Consider the following 16,177-nt stretch of genomic DNA (forward strand, 5'->3'; position numbering starts at 1 on the left):
AGCACCGCCCGCATGGTCATGGAGAACATGAAAGCCTTCTGCTGGCCGTTGCAGACGTTGGACTGCCACGCCCGGCGCGAGCCTGATCAGGCAGCGGAACTTGCAGATAGACAGCGCTTATGCAGATTTTGCAAATATCGGCGGGGCAGCCTATCTTCAGGGTGGAGTTGGAGATGACCGATGAAGTTCAAGGCGATCATTCACGAAGCCGAAGAAGGTGGCTACTGGGCCGAAGTGCCGGCAATTCCCGGCTGCGCGACCCAGGGTGAAACCTTGGACGAACTTGTCGAGAACTTGCGTGAAGCAATCGAAGGCTGCCTCTCGGTAGAGCCGCTATCTTTCACTTCAGAACCCGGCCGGGTCATGGAAATCGCTGTTTGAAGTCCATTTCCGGCAAGGAGCTTGCGTGCCATCGAGCGGCAAGGCTGGAGGCTTTTGCGTGTTGCCGGCAGTCATCACATCTACGGCAAGGAAGGCAGCATCGTGCGCCTTTCGATCCCGATTCACGGCAACAGGCCGCTCAAAACAGGACTCTTGCGACATCTCTTGGCGCTGGCCGAGATGAGCGAAGGCGATATCTGAGTTTTGCTAATTACGCCGTCTCCTGCCCCATGCGGCGTGCGGTGTAGCGCTCGATCGCCGACAGCGCGTCATAGATCAGCACGGCAAGCGCGGCGACGATCAGCCCGCCCTGCAGGACGAAGGCGAGATTGTTGGACAACAGGCCGGCGATGATCACCTCGCCGAGCGTCCTGGCCGCCACGGTCGAGCCGATCGTCGCGGTGGCGAGGCTGATGACCACCGAAAGCCGGATACCGCCGAGAATGATCGGCGCGGTGAGCGGCAGCTCGACCTTGACCAGCCTTTGCCAGCCGGTCATGCCGGCGCCGCGCGCCGCCTCGACCACATTGGCCGGCAGCGTCGTCAGCCCGGTCAGCGCGTTCTCGAAGATCGGCAGCAGGCCGTAGAGAAACAGCGCGATCAGTGTCGGCTTCTCGCCAAAGCCGACGGCCGGCACGGCCAGCGCCAGCACCGCCACCGGCGGAAAGGTCTGGCCGATATTGACCAGGCTGCGCGACAGCGGCAGGAATTCGACGCCGGCCGGCCGGGTGACCAGGATGGCGAGCGCCACGGCAACGATGGTTGCCGCCACCGTCGCGATCAGCACGGTCCTCAGGTGCAGCAGCGTCAGCGTCAACAGGCTGCCCTGGTTGTAGATTGCCGGCGCGTTGCTCTCGGTCAGCGGCTTCAGCAGCGGCTCGAACCAACCCGGATTGGTCACGAACGCAATGAGCAGCACCACCAGGGCAAGCCTGAGCAGTGACGGAAGCCAGGCTTTTACACCGGCCTCTTTCATGCCGGCCTCGCCGCGCGTTTCACCAGCCCATCCACAGTCACGCGGCCGAGCGGCTTGCCATCCGCGCCTGTCACCGGCAGCGCCGGGCGTCCCGACCACAACAGTTCGGCCAGCGCATCGCGCTGGCTGGCGTCGGCGGGGATCGCCTCGCCTTCGGCGGTGCCCGTCTCCACGGCGTCGCGCACCCGGCCGAGCGACAGCAGCCTGAACGGTTTTTCGCTGGCGCCGACCAGGGTCTCGACGAAGGCGCTGGCCGGCTTCGCCAGGATCTCGGCGGGCCTGGCATATTGCACCAGCTTGCCGGCATCCATCACCGCGATCTTGTCGCCCATACGCACCGCCTCCTCCATGTCATGGGTGACGAGGATGATGGTGGTGCCGAAGCGCTTCTGGATCGCCAGAAGGTCCTCCTGCGCCTTGTTGCGGATGATCGGGTCGAGCGCGCCGAACGGCTCGTCCATCAACAGCACATTCGGCTCCGCGGCAAGTGCCCTGGCGACGCCGACGCGCTGCTGCTGGCCGCCGGAGAGCTCGTGCGGATAGCGTGGCCCGAACGCCTGGGGATCGAGCTGGTAGAGCGTCATCAACTCGTCGACACGGCGCTTGGTGCGGGCCGCGTCCCAGCCAAGCAGCACCGGCACGGTGGCGATGTTCTGTGCCACGGTGCGATGCGGAAACAGCCCATGGCCCTGAATGGCGTAACCGATGCTGCGGCGCAGCTCGTAGCCGGGCAACGAGCGGTTGTCGGCGCCGTCGAGCCTGATCACGCCGGCGGTCGGCTCGACCAGCCGGTTGATCATGCGCAGCAGCGTCGTCTTGCCGGAGCCGGAGGTGCCGACGATGACGGCGATGGTGCGCGGCTCGATCACCATCGACACGTCGTCGACGACGATCATCGCGTCATAGCGCTTGGTAATGCCTTCGATCTCGATCATGCCGGTTGTGCCTCGCGTCGCCGGGTGGAGGTCATTTCGATCAATGCGTCGAGAATGATGGCGGCAGCAAAGGCCAGCGCCACCGTCGGCACGGCGCCGAGCAGCACCAGGTCCATCGCCGTCTGGCCAACGCCCTGGAACACGAACACGCCGAAACCGCCGCCGCCGATCAGCGCGGCAATGGTGGCAAGGCCGATGTTCTGCACCAGCACGATGCGGATGCCGGTGAGGATCACCGGGAAGGCCAGTGGAAATTCGACGCCGAACAGGCGCTGGCGCTCGGTCATGCCCATGCCGCGCGCGGCGTCGTTGGCGGCGCGCGGCACACCGGCAAGGCCGACCACGGTGTTGGCCACCACCGGCAGCAGCGAATAGAGGAACAGGGCGACGAAGGCGGGCGCGGTGCCGATGCCGCGAATGCCGAGGGAGGCCGCGCCGGGCACATGCGTGGCGACCCAGCCGAGCGGCGCGATCAACAGGCCGAACAGCGCGATCGAGGGAATGGTCTGGATGATGTTCAGCACGTTGAGCACGCCGGCCCGCAATTTTTCGACGCGGTGGCAGAGGATGCCAAGCGGCAAGCCTGCTATCACCGCCGCCGCCAGCGAGCCCAGCGCCAGCGTCACATGCTTGGAGCCTTCGGCCCAAAAACTGTCGGCACGGTTGGCGTATTCCTTGAGGATCGACAGACTGTTCCAGCTGCCCGAGACCAGCAGCAGGCCGATCGCCGCTGCCGCGACGACGAGCACGCCGATCCGCGCCGATGGCGACAGGTTCAGCCTCGTCAGCCCATCGGCGAGCAACAGCGTAAAGGCGAAGATGAGCAGCCAGAAACCCGAAGCCGGCGAGATGCGGGCAAAGCTGTTGCCCTCAGGCGTCAGGAAGCTGCCGGCGACGCCGATCAGCAGCGCCAGTGCGGCAAGCGCGACCACGCTGGCGGCCAGGCGCAGGACCAGCGGCGTTTTCAGCAAGGCGACGACCGCCGCAACGACGACGACGGCAAGCAGCAGCGGCCCCAGCGTCGGCGGCAGCGCTTCAAGAATCGAGCGCGCCTCGCCCGGCACGATGCGATTGGCGCGCAAGGTGGCAAAGGGCGCCGCGAAGGCGGCATAGGCAACGATCGCGGCGATGACCACGCCGAGCTTGTCGAAGCGGATCCGCATCAGGCACCCGCGCAGCGCGAGAGAGCTGCCGCCTTTTGAAGCCAGATGCCACAGCCTCGGCGCCCTACGACACCCCCCTCTGGCCTGCCGGCCATCTCCCCCTCAAGGGGGGAGATTGGCAGCGTCAGCGCCGGTACACACCTTGCACAGCTGAAAGGTGGCGAAAGCCGTCGTGACATCTGATCTCCCCCCTTGAGGGGGAGACGGCCGGCAGGCCAGAGGGGGGCGCCTCGCACCGGCGTCACGATCTTAGGAACGGCCTACTTCAAAAACCCGTTCTTCTTCAAAAAGTCTTCGGCGACGCCCTTGACCGGCTCGCCGCCGACCTGCACGCGGCCGTTCAGTTCCTGCAGGGTGACGAGGTCGAGCTTGGCGAAGACCGGCTTCAGCAGCGTCTCGATTTCGGGATGCTCCTTCAGCACCGCCTCGCGGATGATCGGCGCCGGCTGGTAGACCGGCTGCACGCCCTTGTCGTCTTCGAGCACGACCAGGCCGGACGGCGAGATGCCGCCGTCGGTGCCGTAGACCATGGCGGCGTTGGCACCGTTGGTCTGGTTCGCCGCAGCGGCGATGGTCGCCGCCGTGTCGCCGCCGGAGAGCGTGATCAGCTGGTCCGGCTTAAGCGTGAAACCATAGGTGGTCTGGAAAGCCGGCAGCGCGGCAGCCGAATTGACGAATTCGGCCGAGGCCGCCAGCACCACCTGGCCGCCGCCGGAGACATATTTGCCGAAGTCGGACAGAGTCGCCAGCTTGTTGGTCTCGGCGACATCCTTGCGCAGCGCAATCGCCCAGGTGTTGTTGGCCGGCGACGGCGACAGCCAGACGATCTTGTTGGCGTCGTAGTCTAGCTTCTTGGCCGTTTCATAGCCCTTGGCGGCATCCTTCCACACCGGATCGTCGGCCTTTTCGAAGAAGAAGGCGGCATTGCCGGTGTATTCCGGATAGATGTCGATCTCGCCGGCGGTGATCGCCTTGCGCACCACAGGGGTGCCGCCGAGTTGGATGCGGTCGGTGGTCTGGATGTTGTTGGCGTTCAGCACCAGCTGGATGATGTTGCCGAGCACGCCGCCTTCGGTGTCGATCTTCGACGACACGACCACCTGAGCGCTCGCCGAGGCTGCGGTGATGCCGAGCGCCAGTGCCGCGCCGGCCAGAACCTTGACTGAAAACATTTCACAAATCCCTTGCTGAGAACCGGACTGCGGCTGCCGCATATGAGCATGGCTTCAATGCCCCGTCGGGGCACACGGTTTCATAAGAAGGGGGATGGGGGCAATAATTTTGTTCGGATGCGGGTGAATCCGCTGCTGTCCGATCCCGACAGCGTCATGTCACTACAGCGCGTCGCGTCCGTTTGGACGCGCAAAGGACGCTGTAGCACTATTGATTTGCGCATGGTCCTTTCCGAACCTTCGGATCGGGGTCATGCGCTGGTCGGCCGCGCGGTCATCTTCAGCACGCCCAGCGCCACGAAGCACAACACCGTCACCGGGAAGATGATCCAGTTCAGCATCTCCCAGCCCCAGGCGTTGTAGACCGCGCCCGACATCAGCGAGGCGAAGGCGACGGAGCCGAACAGGACGAAGTCGTGAAAACCCTGGACCTTGGCCTTTTCCGATGGGCGGTAGCTGTCGGCGACCATGGCGGTGGCGCCGATGAAGCCGAAATTCCAGCCAAGGCCGAGCAGGATCAGCGCCGTCCAGAATTGCCACAGCGCCAGGCCCGACAGCGCCACCACGGCGCAGCCGATCAGCAGCACAAGGCCGGTTGCGACAATCCGTTCGGCGCCGAAGCGATAGATCAGCGAGCCGGTGAAGAAGCTCGGCGCGAACATCGCCATGACATGCCAGGAAATGCCGAGCGTGGCGTCGTCCGTCGACAGGCCGCAGCCGACCATGGCGAGCGGCGCGCCGGTCATGACGAAGCTCATCAGCGCGTAGCTGCCGACGGCGCAAAACAGCGCCGCAACGAAACGCGGCCTGGTGACGATCTCGGCGAGCGGCCGCGCGTCGCTGTCGGCGATTTCCGCTTTGCCCGTCGCCTTGGCCGGGATGCGCAGCAACGACAGGATGGCGGCGCCGACCGCCGCCAGCACCAGGATGGAGGCAAACGAGCCGGCAAACATCACCGGCGCAAACAATTCGCGGGTGAAGATGACGATCTGCGGCCCGAGAATGGCGGTGACGATGCCGCCGGCCAGCACGAAGGAGATGGCGCGCGCCTTGAATTCAGCCGGTGCGTTGTCGGCGGCGGCGAAGCGGAATTGCTGGACGAAGGCACCGCCGATGCCGATCACCAGCAGGCCGAAGGCGAACAGCCAGAAGCTGGCGTAAAATAGCGCCAGCGTGGCGACCAGACCGCCGAGCGCAGTGACGATCGTCCCGGTCATGAAGCCGTCGCGCTGGCCGAGCCGGCGGATGATGGCTGCGGCCGGCAGGGCGCCGAGCGCCACGCCGACGTTGAAGCCGGTGATCGGCGCCGTCGCCAGCGACTTGTCGGAACCGAGCAGATAATATCCGGCCAATCCACCCACGGAAATGGCGATAGGTGCGGCCGAGCCGATGATCGCCTGCGAAGCGGCAAGGATGAGCGCCGTGCGGCGCGCTTCCCTGCCGGCCTCGGCGATAGCGACGGCCGTCATGAAGCGTCCTTGCCACGCCCTTCGCCGCGCACCCGGCGCGACACGCGATCGAGCACTGCGTTGACCAGCTTCGGCTCATCTTCTTCGTAAAACGCCTTGGCGATATCGACATATTCCGAGACGATGACAGCCACCGGCACGTCCTCGCGCTTCATCAGTTCGTAGACGCCGGCGCGCAATATGGCGCGCAGCGTCGAATCGAGCCTGGACAACGGCCAGTCCTCGGTCAGCGCCTGGCGGATGATCGGGTCGATGGTCTTCTGGTTCTCGACGACGCCGGCGAGGATGGCGCGAAACCATTGCGCGTCGGCCTCGCGATAGAGCGCGCCGTCGACTTCCTTGCCGAGCCTGAACGCCTCATATTCGGCGGTGATCTCGAAGACGCCGCTGCCGGCCACATCCATCTGGTAGAGCGCCTGCACGGCGGCCAGACGGGCTGCACCGCGCTTGTTGGCGTGGCGCACCGCGGGCTGGCCGGGCGATGCGGGCTCGCTCACGATCGCTCTCCCAACTGTTGCTTGAGGGCAATCATGGTCAGCGCCGCACGCGCGGCAAAGCCACCCTTGTCGCCTTCCGAACGCCTGGCCCGCGTCCAGGCCTGCTCGTCATTTTCGGTGGTCAGGATGCCGTTGCCGATGCAGACCGCTTCCTGGACGGACAGGTCCATCAGGGCACGGCTCGATTCATTTGCGACGATGTCGAAATGATAGGTGTCGCCGCGCACGATGGTGCCGAGGGCGACAAAGCCGTCATAGCTCGACCCGCCTTCGGCGGCGCCGTCGAGGGCGAAGGAAATCACTGCGGGAATTTCGAGCGAGCCCGGAACGGTGACGACGTCGTATGTCGCGCCAGCTTCCTCGAGCGCGCTTGTCGCGCCTTCGAGCAGCGCGTCGGCAAGGTCGTCATGGAAGCGTGCCTCGATGACAAGAAGGTGGGCCTTCTTCTTCGGGCGAATGAACGCTTTGCCGTGTTGGGATGTGCCAGCCATAGATGTCTCCGGGATCGCCGGTGACTTAGGCCGAAGCCGGTTTGATCGCAAGCAGAAGATTGGTGGAGATGTGGACGTGCCTGATTATTGGTTTCCTCCGAAGCCGGCGCTGCCCCTCATTGCCCTGCCGGGCATTTCTCCCCGTAAACGGGGCGAAAGAGGCTGGCCGCATCGCCGGCGCCCTTCTTGCAACGCTGGTGATTGGCGAAACCATCGATGAAATCGCCCCTCGCCCCGTTTACGGGGAGAGGTCGCCGGCAGGCGGGTGAGGGGCAACGCCAAACGGAACAAGGCGCCAATCAGATCCGAGGTGCTCGTCCCGTTCAGATAACCGTATGAATCCACGCCGCTCTCCGGCAGGACCATCAAAGCCCCTCTTTCGCGGCCTCCGCCAGGCGGGCCGCGTAGCGGGCCATGGTGTCGATCTCCAGATTGACGCGGTCGCCGACCTGACGTTCGCCCCAGGTGGTCACGGTCAGCGAGTGATGGATCAAGAGCACGTCGAAGCGTGTGCCGTCGACCTTGTTGACGGTAAGCGAGGTGCCGTCGAGCGCGACCGAGCCCTTGGGTGCGATGAATTTGGCCAGGTCGCGCGGCGCTTCCAGCGTAAAGCGCACGGCATCGCCCTCCTCCTTGCGCGCAACGATCTCGGCCATGCCGTCGACATGGCCTGAAACGATGTGGCCACCGAGTTCGTCGCCGATCTTCAGCGGCCGCTCCAGATTGATCCTGGTGCCGGATTTCCAGCCCATGGCCGTCGTCAGCCTGAGTGCCTCTTCCCAGGCCTCGACCTCGAACCAGCGCGCGTTGGCGCCGCTTTCCGGCAGCGCCGTCACCGTCAGGCAGACGCCGCCGCAGGAAATCGAAGCCCCAATGGCGATCGTCTGCGGATCATAGGTGGTGTCGATGCGCAAGCCGACGCCCTCTTTCAGCGGCTTGACGGCAGCGACGGTGCCGACATCGGTGACAATCCCGGTAAACATCAGACTCTGGCTTTCAGTTTGACCATGTTCTTGTCCAAGCCGGCCCCACTTTTTGGGATCATGTCTTCTTGGTTGGCCATGATCTTTTCCGAAAACCGGTTCCCACTTTTCGGGATCATGGTCTTATCCACTCGGCGTAGCTGTCTTCGCCGAAACGCATGTCACGCAATTTGCGAAATCCTGCCGGGATATGGTCGGCGTCGATGGGCGATGCAATGCCGCTCCTGCCGATCGGCTCCTGCCCCTGGAACAGCACGATGCGGTCGACCAGCCCTTCGGCGAGGAAGGCCTTGGCCACCTTGGCGCCGCCCTCGACCAGCACGCTCGCCATGCCGAGTGCGGCTAGATCCTCGAGCAACTCCGGCAGCGCAATATCGCCTTCATACGTCTCGGTGCCGATGAAGCGCACGCCGGCGCGTTCGAGCGCGGCCCGCCGCTGCGGATCGGCTTCGGCACAGGCGGCGACATAGAGCGGAACCCGGTCGACGCCGGCGACCAGTTTCGACGTTTCCGGCAGCCTGATCTGGCGGTCGAGCACGATGCGCGCCGGCGAGCGGTTCTCCAGCCCCGGCAACCGCACCGTCAGCGCCGGATCGTCCTCCAGCGCCGTGCCGATGCCGATCAGTACGCCGTCGGCTTCGGCGCGCATCAGATAGACTTCGCGCCGGGCGATTTCGCCGGTGATCGAGACCTGCCCCGCGCCTCCCATGCCGATCTTGCCGTCGCTGGAAAGCGCAAGTTTCAGGATTACTTCCGGACGTTTTTTCAGGGATCGAATGAGATAGCCGGCCATCTGCTCGGCGGCTTCTGCCACGAGCACCTTTTCGACCACTTCGACACCGGCGGCACGCAGGATCGCATAGCCGTTGCCGGACACGCGTGGATCGGGGTCGCTCGCAGCGCCAACCAGCCGCGCGACGCCGGCATTGACCAGTGCTCTGGCGCAAGGCGGGGTGCGGCCATGGTGGGCGCAGGGCTCCAATGTGACATAGGCGGTGGCGCCGCGTGCGAGCTCGCCGGCCTCCGCCAGCGCCTCGGTCTCGGCATGCGGCCGGCCGCCGACAGCGGTGACGCCGGTGCCGACGATCATCGGCCCGGTGCCGTCGTCGCGCACGATCAGCGTGCCGACGGAAGGGTTGGTCGAGGTCCGCCCGGCGTTTTTCCGCGACAGCCTCAGTGCCGCCGCCATGAAGCGGCGATCAAGAACCTCTTGCTCGGCTTGGCCGCGCCTTGCCATGCTCAGCCGGCGTCCTCTTCCTTGAGCTCGTCACCTTTAAGCTCACCCAGCACGTCGTGAAAATCCTTGGCCTCGCGGAAATTGCGATAGACCGAGGCGAAGCGGACATAGGCGACGTCGTCGAGCGACTTCAGTGCCTCCATCACCAGGCGGCCGACCTCGCCCGAGGCGACCTCGGTCTCGCCGGAGCTTTCGAGCTGGCGCACGATGCCGGTCACCGCGCGGTCGATGCGCTCGGGATCGACATTGCGCTTGCGCACGGCGATCTCGACCGAGCGCAGCAGCTTGTCGCGGTCGAACGGCACCTTGCGTCCGGATTTCTTCACCACCACGAGGTCGCGCAACTGCACACGTTCGAAGGTGGTGAAGCGGCCGCCGCAATCGGGGCAGACGCGCCGCCTGCGGATCGCCGCGCCGTCTTCGGCGGGGCGCGAATCCTTCACCTGCGTATCTTCGGACTGGCAGTAGGGACAGCGCATGGGCAGCCTTGTGTTCGCGATTCTCGTGGAGCGAAGGCTTAGAGGTTTTTGCCGCGATGGCAAAGTATCCGATCGCGCCTCAGAGATAGCGAGGCGCGGGGAAAATTGCCAGCATCAACGGCAATACCGGCCGATTACGGCGCGACGTCAGCAGTCGGGAACCCACATGACACGCCGAGGCTGCGATAGGCCTTGGTGAAGCCGTCCATCGATACGGTCGCGACCGGCGTGTCGGCAAATATGACGTCGAGCGCGCTGGCGCGGCGCATGGCACGCAGCAGTGCCAGGCTGATCTCGGGCTTGTTGTTCAACATCCATTTTCCGCCGCCACCGGCCATGGCATCGACGGTCGCCTTGACCTTGCCGTCGCCATCGCCGAACACCGCCGGAATGTTCTCGCCAGTCGGTAAGTCCTTGTTCTTCATGGCGATGACGAGGGTCGGATAGCCATTGGGCGGCAGTGCATCACCGTTCGAGATGGCAAGCGTGAGCGTGCCGCTGGTACCGCTCGCGTCGAGGAAGGCGGTCGAGGCGACGCAGGTCTTGCGCAGATCCCCACCGGTATCGATCTCGTCCACAGTGGTGGACCAGTTGCCGAAGGTTTCGGTCTTCGGTGCGGCTGGGGTGGGCGCAGACTGTGCCTGGGCGGCGGACGGCAAGGTGGTCAATGTGACCAACAATACGCCAAGCGCGCCAAAGCCAGCGACACGGAAAATCTGCATCATCGTCAAGGCTCCTGTCCGGACTCCGTCCCCGCTGAAAAAGTGCTTCTCGTCCGGCGATAAGGGACGACAGCTTGCGTGAGCTCAACCGAGGACGACAGCTTGCGTGAGCTCAACCGAGATAGGGATAGAGCGGAAAACGATCCGTCAACGCGGCCACCTTCGCCTTCACCGCTGCTTCGACGGCTGCATTGCCCTCATCGGAATTCGCGGCCTTGAGTCCGTCCAGCACCTCGGCGATCAGCTTGCCGATCTCGCGGAACTCGGCCTGGCCGAAACCGCGCGTGGTGCCGGCCGGCGTGCCTAGGCGCACGCCCGAGGTGACGAACGGCTTTTCGGGATCGAAAGGGATGCCGTTCTTGTTGCAGGTGATGTTGGCGCGGCTAAGCGCTGCCTCGGCACGCTTGCCGGTGGCGTTCTTCGGCCTGAGGTCAACCAGCATAAGATGGTTGTCGGTGCCACCGGAGACGATGTCGAGACCGGTCTCCTGCAAGCTGGAGGCCAGCGCCTTGGCGTTGGCGGCAACGCTCTCGGCATAGATCTTGAAGCTTGGCTTCAGCGCTTCGCCGAAGGCCACCGCCTTGGCGGCGATGACGTGCATCAGCGGACCACCCTGCAGGCCTGGAAACACCGCCGAGTTCATCTTCTTGGCGATGTCCTCGTCATTGCACAGGATCATGCCGCCGCGCGGGCCACGCAGCGACTTGTGCGTGGTGGTGGTGACCACATGGGCGTATGGCAGCGGCGACGGATGCACGCCGCCGGCGACCAGGCCGGCGATGTGGGCCATGTCGACCATCAGATAGGCGCCGATCGAGTCGGCGATCTCGCGAAAACGCTTCCAGTCCCAGACGCGCGAATAGGCAGTGCCGCCGGCCAGGATCAGCTTCGGCCTGGTCTCGTGGGCGGTCTTCTCGATCGCGTCCATGTCGAGCAGGTGATCGTCCCTGCGGACGCCGTAGGAAACGACCTTGAACCATTTGCCGCTCATGTTGACCGGCGAACCGTGCGTCAGGTGGCCACCGGAATTCAGGTCGAGCCCCATGAAGGTGTCGCCGGGCTGCAGCAGCGCCAAAAAGACCGCCTGGTTCATCTGGCTGCCGGAATTCGGCTGGACATTGGCGAAGTTGCAGCCGAACAGCTTTTTGGCGCGCTCGATGGCCAGTTCCTCGGCCACGTCGACGAACTGGCAGCCGCCATAGTAGCGCTTGCCGGGATAGCCCTCGGCGTATTTGTTGGTCATGACCGACCCCTGCGCTTCCAGCACGGCGCGGGAGACGATGTTTTCCGAAGCGATCAGCTCGATCTCGTGGCGCTGGCGGCCGAGTTCGTTGCGGATCGCGCCGAAAATCTCCGGATCGGCATCGGCAAGCGTGGTTTCGAAGAAGGATTCGAATTTGTTCGACACTGCCGCTGCTGTTGCCATGCTTGAGATCCTTGTCGTCCGGGGTCTGCCGCGCCATTAACACAGTTGCTTTCGCCCCGCCACGTTTGCGGCGCGAAATTTGCTGGTCGGATTGCGGCAGCGAGGCGAAGAGCCACCTATTTCCTCGCCTGCCGGCCGTTCAGCAATGCTTCGCGACGCCACCAGGGCCAGCAGAGGACTTTCACCTCCAAGTCATTGATCGGCTATCATCCCGGCCAAACGGTGCTCGCGCACCACGCGCCATGCCTGGCGCACGTCAAAAAGGCCGCCTCGATGGCGGCCTTTATCAATTCAATAACATCAGGGGCTTAGAGCGCAGAGGTGATCTGCAGCTCGTTGGCTCCGTCGAGCCCGTAGATGTCGTCGCGGAACTGCACGACGCCAGGCCCCGTCGACCAGGCCGAGATGTAGAGGAAAAAGACCGGCACCGGATTGGTGACCTGCACCGGGATGTTCTCGCCGCTCTTGATCGACGCCTCGAAATGCTGGCGGCTCCAGCCCGGCGTGTCGCGCAGGATCCAGGTGACGAGGTCGCGCACGTTCTGGACGCGCACGCAGCCCGAGGAATCGAAGCGCATCATTTTGCCGAACAGGCTCTGCTGCGGCGTGTCGTGCATGTAGACGCCGTCCGGACTCGGGAAATTGATCTTGACCGAGGCCATCGCATTGCCGGCGCCCGGATCCTGGCGAAAGCGGTATTTCTCCGCGTCGTCGGTCGACCAGTCGACGGTCAGTGGATCGACCTCGCTGCCATCCGGTGCGAACAGCCGGATCTTGCTGTCCTTGAGATAGTTGGGGTCCTTCCGCATCAGCGGAATGATGTCCTTGCGCACGATCGAGACTGGCGCGTTCCAGTAAGGATTGACGATGATCTCGTTGATCTTGGAATCGACGATCGGCGTCTGGCGATCGATCTTGCCGACAACGGCGGTGTGGCGCAGCACGACGCGGTCGTTCTCGACCGCTTCGATCTGGGCGCCAGGGATATCGACCAATACATAGCGGTTGCCCAGCGTACCGGCGCGTTCGTTCAGCCGCTGCAGATTGGTCTGCAGCTGGCCAAGCCGGACCTGCGCCGAGACATTCATCGCCGCATAGCTATATTGGCCCAGGGTCCCGTCGGAAGGCAGGCCATGACGCGCCTGGAAGCGCTTGACCGCCGCATCGACATAGGAATCGAAGGCCTCTGAAAGGCCGGCGCTCTGCGCCAGGTCGCCCGAAACCATCAAGCGCCTGCGCAATGGCACCACATCGGGATCGATGACGCCGAGTTGCAATTTTTTGGTGTCCGGGACCCGCTCCCAGCCGCCCTGCGCGACAATATTCTGATACTGCGCGATAGCCTGCTCGGTGTACGCAACGGTCTGCAGGCTGACGATCGGCAGCGTCGAGGCCACCTTGCCGCCCTCGCTGGCGCGGGCGTCGAACTGGTCGTTCCAGTTGCCGCGGCCCGAGGATTTCAGGATGTCCGCGATCACGTCCTGCGCGCTGGCGCCACCGGCAACCATCGTCGCGGCCAATGCGGAGGCTCCGGAAAGGAAGAAACGGCGACTGGTTCTCATGTACGCTCCAGATAGTCCTGTAACAGTTTTTTCACCGGGCGATCCGCCCGCATGCTAGGCCGGCCCACTCTAAGGGTGGCGCCCTTAACAATTAGCCAACCATGCCCCAATCGCTTCTGTGCGAGAACGCGACCGGGCGCGACGCCTTCACAGAGGCGGTTGGCGGGGAGACGGATTGGCTCGCGCCGCAACATCACCCGCGTTCTCGCTTCCACCGGGAATATGGCGGCAACGTGACCCTGACCGCGATTTGGATCGGCTGGTCCTCACGAAACGCAAAGACCGATGCTTTTCGGCACCGGTCTTTTGGATCGCTCCCCGACCGCGCTTGTGGCGCAGTTGCCCCTTCATGCGAGGGACATGCTTACATCCGGTAGGCGATGGTGTCGTTCCAGAAGCGGTCGAGGCGCTGCAGGGCGCGGTTCATTTGCTTGAATTCTTCCGTGTTGATGCCGCCGACCTGCTCGATCGAGCCGACATGGCGCTCGTAGAGGCCGGCGACGACTTCCGCCACCTCACTGCCCTTCGGCGTCAGCGAGACCCGCACCGAACGGCGGTCGATGCGCGAGCGCTGGTGGTTGATGAAGCCGAGATCGACCAGCTTCTTCAGATTGTAGGAGACGTTCGAGCCGAGATAATAGCCGCGCGAGCGCAACTCGCCAGCGGTCAGTTCCGAATTGCCGATATTGAAGAGCAGCAGCGCCTGGATGGCGTTGATATCGGAACGGCCGTTGCGGTCGAATTCGTCCTTGATCACGTCAAGCAGGCGGCGGTGCAGCCGTTCCACCAGCTGCAGCGATTCCATGTACAGCGAACGGATCGCCTCGCGGCGGTCGTCGGATACGTTGGCGGTCTTCGCCGCCGGACGGGAATTGATCATTGTCTTTGCCTCTCGTTTGTCGCCTGGTGATTTTTTGTTTTTCACCTTGATCGCGACACTATCGAATACTCATAAAATTCGACTTAAACGCTAGGGCTAACAAGAGCTTACCGGTAATAGGTTTCGAAAGAGGCTTAACGAAGGGTCACCCGAACAAGGACGATTAACCTAAAGATTTAGCCAATGAATCCGGGGGGTAATTTGCCCGTCCAACCGGACGCGTGGGTTATTCTTGTTGAGCATCGATCCGATGCTCTATTGCCGGCTCCGGCGCTTCTGCACCCAGATCACCACGCGAAAGACGATGTAGAGCAGCGCCACCGCCGCATGCGAGGCGACGATCAGCGGCCGGTGACCGAAGAGCTCGGGAAAGCCGGCATGCATGACCGTCTCGGTCGCCGCGCAGATGAACCAGATCACCGGCCCCCAGGAGGCCAGCATCCACAGACCGGCGGCAGCGAAGGGAAAGAAGACGGCGAGCGTCACCGCCGCCACCTGCCAATGCACCGGCATCAGGTCGAAGCGCCACAACGATCCGGGATAGAAGCCGATCAGCCGGATCCAGTACAAAATCCCGAACAACAGACAGTAGGCTGAGATGACGCGCTGAAACCAGGCGAAGATGACCTCGGCCGTCGAGGGCTGGAGCACGACGCGTCTCGACGTGACCTCGCTCACAGCGTGAGTTCCCGTTCGCCGAGCGGAGCGAAATAGGCATCGACATCGGCAGCACCGACGTCGTCGATGTCTGCCGGCCGCCATTGCGGCGACGAGCCCTTGTCGATGATGGCGGCGCGGATGCCTTCGTAGAAATCGTGGCCGGCAAGCATGCGGTTGAGGATGCGGAACTCCATCCGCATGCACTCGTCCATCGACAGCGTCAGCCCGGCGCTGATCTCGCGCCAGGCAACATGCAGGCTGGTCGGCGAGCGGGTGCGGATCGTCGCCAGTGTCTTTGCCGCGAACGCGTCTGCGGGTGCGGCGCGCTCCAGGCTGCCGATGATGTCGCTCAGCGACGGCTGCGCGAAATGGCGAGCGATGGCTTCCAGTGTCGGACTGTCCGTTTCGCGCCGGGCCGGGACGGAAAAGCCGTGCAGCGCCGCTTCCGGGTCGCCGCTCGCAACCAGCCGGTCGAGAAAGCCGGCCTGGTCCTGCGCCTTGATCGTGTGCGTCGCCAGGCCCGACCACAGAGCGTCGCCATAGCGGATGCGGTTTCCGGTCAGGGCCAGATACATGCCGAAGCTGCCGCCGAGGCCCGGCAGCAGATGACTGGCGCCGACATCCGGGAAAAAGCCGATGCCGACTTCCGGCATGGCAAACTGGGCGTTCTCGGTCAGCAGCCGATGCGAGCCGTGGAAGGAGATGCCGACGCCGCCGCCCATGACGATGCCGTCGATCAGCGCGACATAGGGTTTTTCGAACCGCGCGATGCGGGCGTTCAGCCGGTATTCGTCGGCGAAGAAATCGACCGGCGGCTTTCCCGCCCGGCCGGCCTCGTAGATGTGGAGGATGTCGCCGCCGGCCGAAAACCCCCTGCCCTCGGCCTTGACGACGACAACATCGACGCCGTCGTCGCGCTCCCAGGCGCGCAGCGCCTTGTCGAGCGCCTTGACCATGCGATGGGTGACGGCATTGAGCGCCTGCGGCCGCGTCAGCGTGACGACGCCGGCGCTGCCCAGTCGTTCGAAGCGGATCTCGTTGCCGCCGCCAAAATCCATCGCCTAAAGAATCCCTCGCCCAATGCCGCCGGGACTGAAGTGCTAAAGCGTGGCGCATGGCTACGTCAATGCCAAGGCGCAATCCT

At 64.1% G+C, this 16,177-nt stretch carries 18 protein-coding genes; 2 read left to right on the plus strand and 16 right to left on the minus strand.

Annotation, left to right across the window (positions count from 1 at the left end; translation table 11 throughout):
- The first annotated feature begins 180 nt into the window (after nucleotides 1–180).
- Nucleotides 181–381, plus strand: coding sequence for a type II toxin-antitoxin system HicB family antitoxin (locus tag AC0L2M_RS09070; protein ID WP_023798395.1), 201 nt, complete (start codon nucleotides 181–183; stop codon nucleotides 379–381).
- A 21-nt stretch (nucleotides 382–402) separates the two neighbouring features.
- A complete protein-coding gene (locus AC0L2M_RS09075; RefSeq protein WP_473534629.1) occupies nucleotides 403–582 on the plus strand; it encodes a type II toxin-antitoxin system HicA family toxin in 180 nt (59 codons plus the stop codon).
- Nucleotides 583–592: 10 nt separating this feature from the next.
- Here AC0L2M_RS09075 and AC0L2M_RS09080 read toward each other — a convergent pair whose 3' ends face one another.
- The 16 genes from AC0L2M_RS09080 to AC0L2M_RS09155 all read right to left on the minus strand — a co-directional run bounded on the left by AC0L2M_RS09080 (nucleotide 593) and on the right by AC0L2M_RS09155 (nucleotide 16,091).
- Nucleotides 593–1,357, minus strand: coding sequence for an ABC transporter permease (locus AC0L2M_RS09080; protein WP_473534630.1), 765 nt, complete (start codon nucleotides 1,355–1,357; stop codon nucleotides 593–595).
- Nucleotides 1,354–2,292 (minus strand): ABC transporter ATP-binding protein, encoded by a 939-nt coding sequence (locus tag AC0L2M_RS09085; protein ID WP_473534631.1) that lies wholly within the window; start codon nucleotides 2,290–2,292, stop codon nucleotides 1,354–1,356. Before AC0L2M_RS09085 ends, AC0L2M_RS09080 begins: the two co-directional genes overlap by 4 nt.
- Nucleotides 2,289–3,455, minus strand: a complete 1,167-nt coding sequence (locus tag AC0L2M_RS09090; protein ID WP_473534632.1) for an ABC transporter permease — start codon at nucleotides 3,453–3,455, stop codon at nucleotides 2,289–2,291. The genes AC0L2M_RS09085 and AC0L2M_RS09090 overlap by 4 nt, the downstream gene beginning before the upstream one ends.
- A 260-nt stretch (nucleotides 3,456–3,715) precedes the next feature.
- Nucleotides 3,716–4,627, minus strand: a complete 912-nt coding sequence (gene osmF / locus AC0L2M_RS09095; RefSeq protein ID WP_473534633.1) for a glycine betaine ABC transporter substrate-binding protein OsmF — start codon at nucleotides 4,625–4,627, stop codon at nucleotides 3,716–3,718.
- A 251-nt stretch (nucleotides 4,628–4,878) separates the two neighbouring features.
- Nucleotides 4,879–6,096 (minus strand): MFS transporter, encoded by a 1,218-nt coding sequence (locus AC0L2M_RS09100; protein WP_023798401.1) that lies wholly within the window; start codon nucleotides 6,094–6,096, stop codon nucleotides 4,879–4,881.
- Nucleotides 6,093–6,593: a transcription antitermination factor NusB gene (nusB, locus tag AC0L2M_RS09105; protein WP_023798402.1), complete on the minus strand. Its 501-nt coding sequence runs from the start codon at nucleotides 6,591–6,593 to the stop codon at nucleotides 6,093–6,095. The genes AC0L2M_RS09100 and nusB overlap by 4 nt, the downstream gene beginning before the upstream one ends.
- Nucleotides 6,590–7,084, minus strand: a complete 495-nt coding sequence (ribH, locus tag AC0L2M_RS09110; protein ID WP_036263097.1) for a 6,7-dimethyl-8-ribityllumazine synthase — start codon at nucleotides 7,082–7,084, stop codon at nucleotides 6,590–6,592. The genes nusB and ribH overlap by 4 nt, the downstream gene beginning before the upstream one ends.
- A gap of 365 nt (nucleotides 7,085–7,449) precedes the next feature.
- Nucleotides 7,450–8,067, minus strand: coding sequence for a riboflavin synthase (locus tag AC0L2M_RS09115; RefSeq protein ID WP_287221745.1), 618 nt, complete (start codon nucleotides 8,065–8,067; stop codon nucleotides 7,450–7,452).
- Between the two features lie 115 nt (nucleotides 8,068–8,182).
- Nucleotides 8,183–9,304 (minus strand): bifunctional diaminohydroxyphosphoribosylaminopyrimidine deaminase/5-amino-6-(5-phosphoribosylamino)uracil reductase RibD, encoded by a 1,122-nt coding sequence (gene ribD / locus AC0L2M_RS09120; protein ID WP_473534634.1) that lies wholly within the window; start codon nucleotides 9,302–9,304, stop codon nucleotides 8,183–8,185.
- A 2-nt stretch (nucleotides 9,305–9,306) separates the two neighbouring features.
- Nucleotides 9,307–9,783 (minus strand): transcriptional regulator NrdR, encoded by a 477-nt coding sequence (nrdR, locus tag AC0L2M_RS09125; protein WP_023798407.1) that lies wholly within the window; start codon nucleotides 9,781–9,783, stop codon nucleotides 9,307–9,309.
- Between the two features lie 134 nt (nucleotides 9,784–9,917).
- Nucleotides 9,918–10,508, minus strand: a complete 591-nt coding sequence (locus tag AC0L2M_RS09130; RefSeq protein WP_473534635.1) for an invasion associated locus B family protein — start codon at nucleotides 10,506–10,508, stop codon at nucleotides 9,918–9,920.
- A gap of 109 nt (nucleotides 10,509–10,617) precedes the next feature.
- The gene (gene glyA / locus AC0L2M_RS09135) at nucleotides 10,618–11,931 is read right to left on the minus strand and encodes a serine hydroxymethyltransferase (RefSeq protein ID WP_473534636.1); all 1,314 of its coding nucleotides are present in this window, start codon (nucleotides 11,929–11,931) and stop codon (nucleotides 10,618–10,620) included.
- Nucleotides 11,932–12,239: 308 nt separating this feature from the next.
- Nucleotides 12,240–13,493, minus strand: a complete 1,254-nt coding sequence (locus tag AC0L2M_RS09140) for a L,D-transpeptidase family protein (protein ID WP_023798410.1) — start codon at nucleotides 13,491–13,493, stop codon at nucleotides 12,240–12,242.
- A gap of 364 nt (nucleotides 13,494–13,857) precedes the next feature.
- Nucleotides 13,858–14,373 (minus strand): transcriptional regulator LdtR, encoded by a 516-nt coding sequence (ldtR, locus tag AC0L2M_RS09145; RefSeq protein ID WP_027154640.1) that lies wholly within the window; start codon nucleotides 14,371–14,373, stop codon nucleotides 13,858–13,860.
- Between the two features lie 255 nt (nucleotides 14,374–14,628).
- Entirely contained in the window at nucleotides 14,629–15,051 is a 423-nt protein-coding gene (locus AC0L2M_RS09150) for a DUF6163 family protein (RefSeq protein ID WP_473534637.1), read from the minus strand.
- Entirely contained in the window at nucleotides 15,048–16,091 is a 1,044-nt protein-coding gene (locus AC0L2M_RS09155; RefSeq protein WP_473534638.1) for an enoyl-CoA hydratase/isomerase family protein, read from the minus strand. Before AC0L2M_RS09155 ends, AC0L2M_RS09150 begins: the two co-directional genes overlap by 4 nt.
- Between the last annotated feature and the right edge of the window lie 86 nt (nucleotides 16,092–16,177).

The organism is Mesorhizobium sp. WSM4806, from assembly GCF_055811635.1.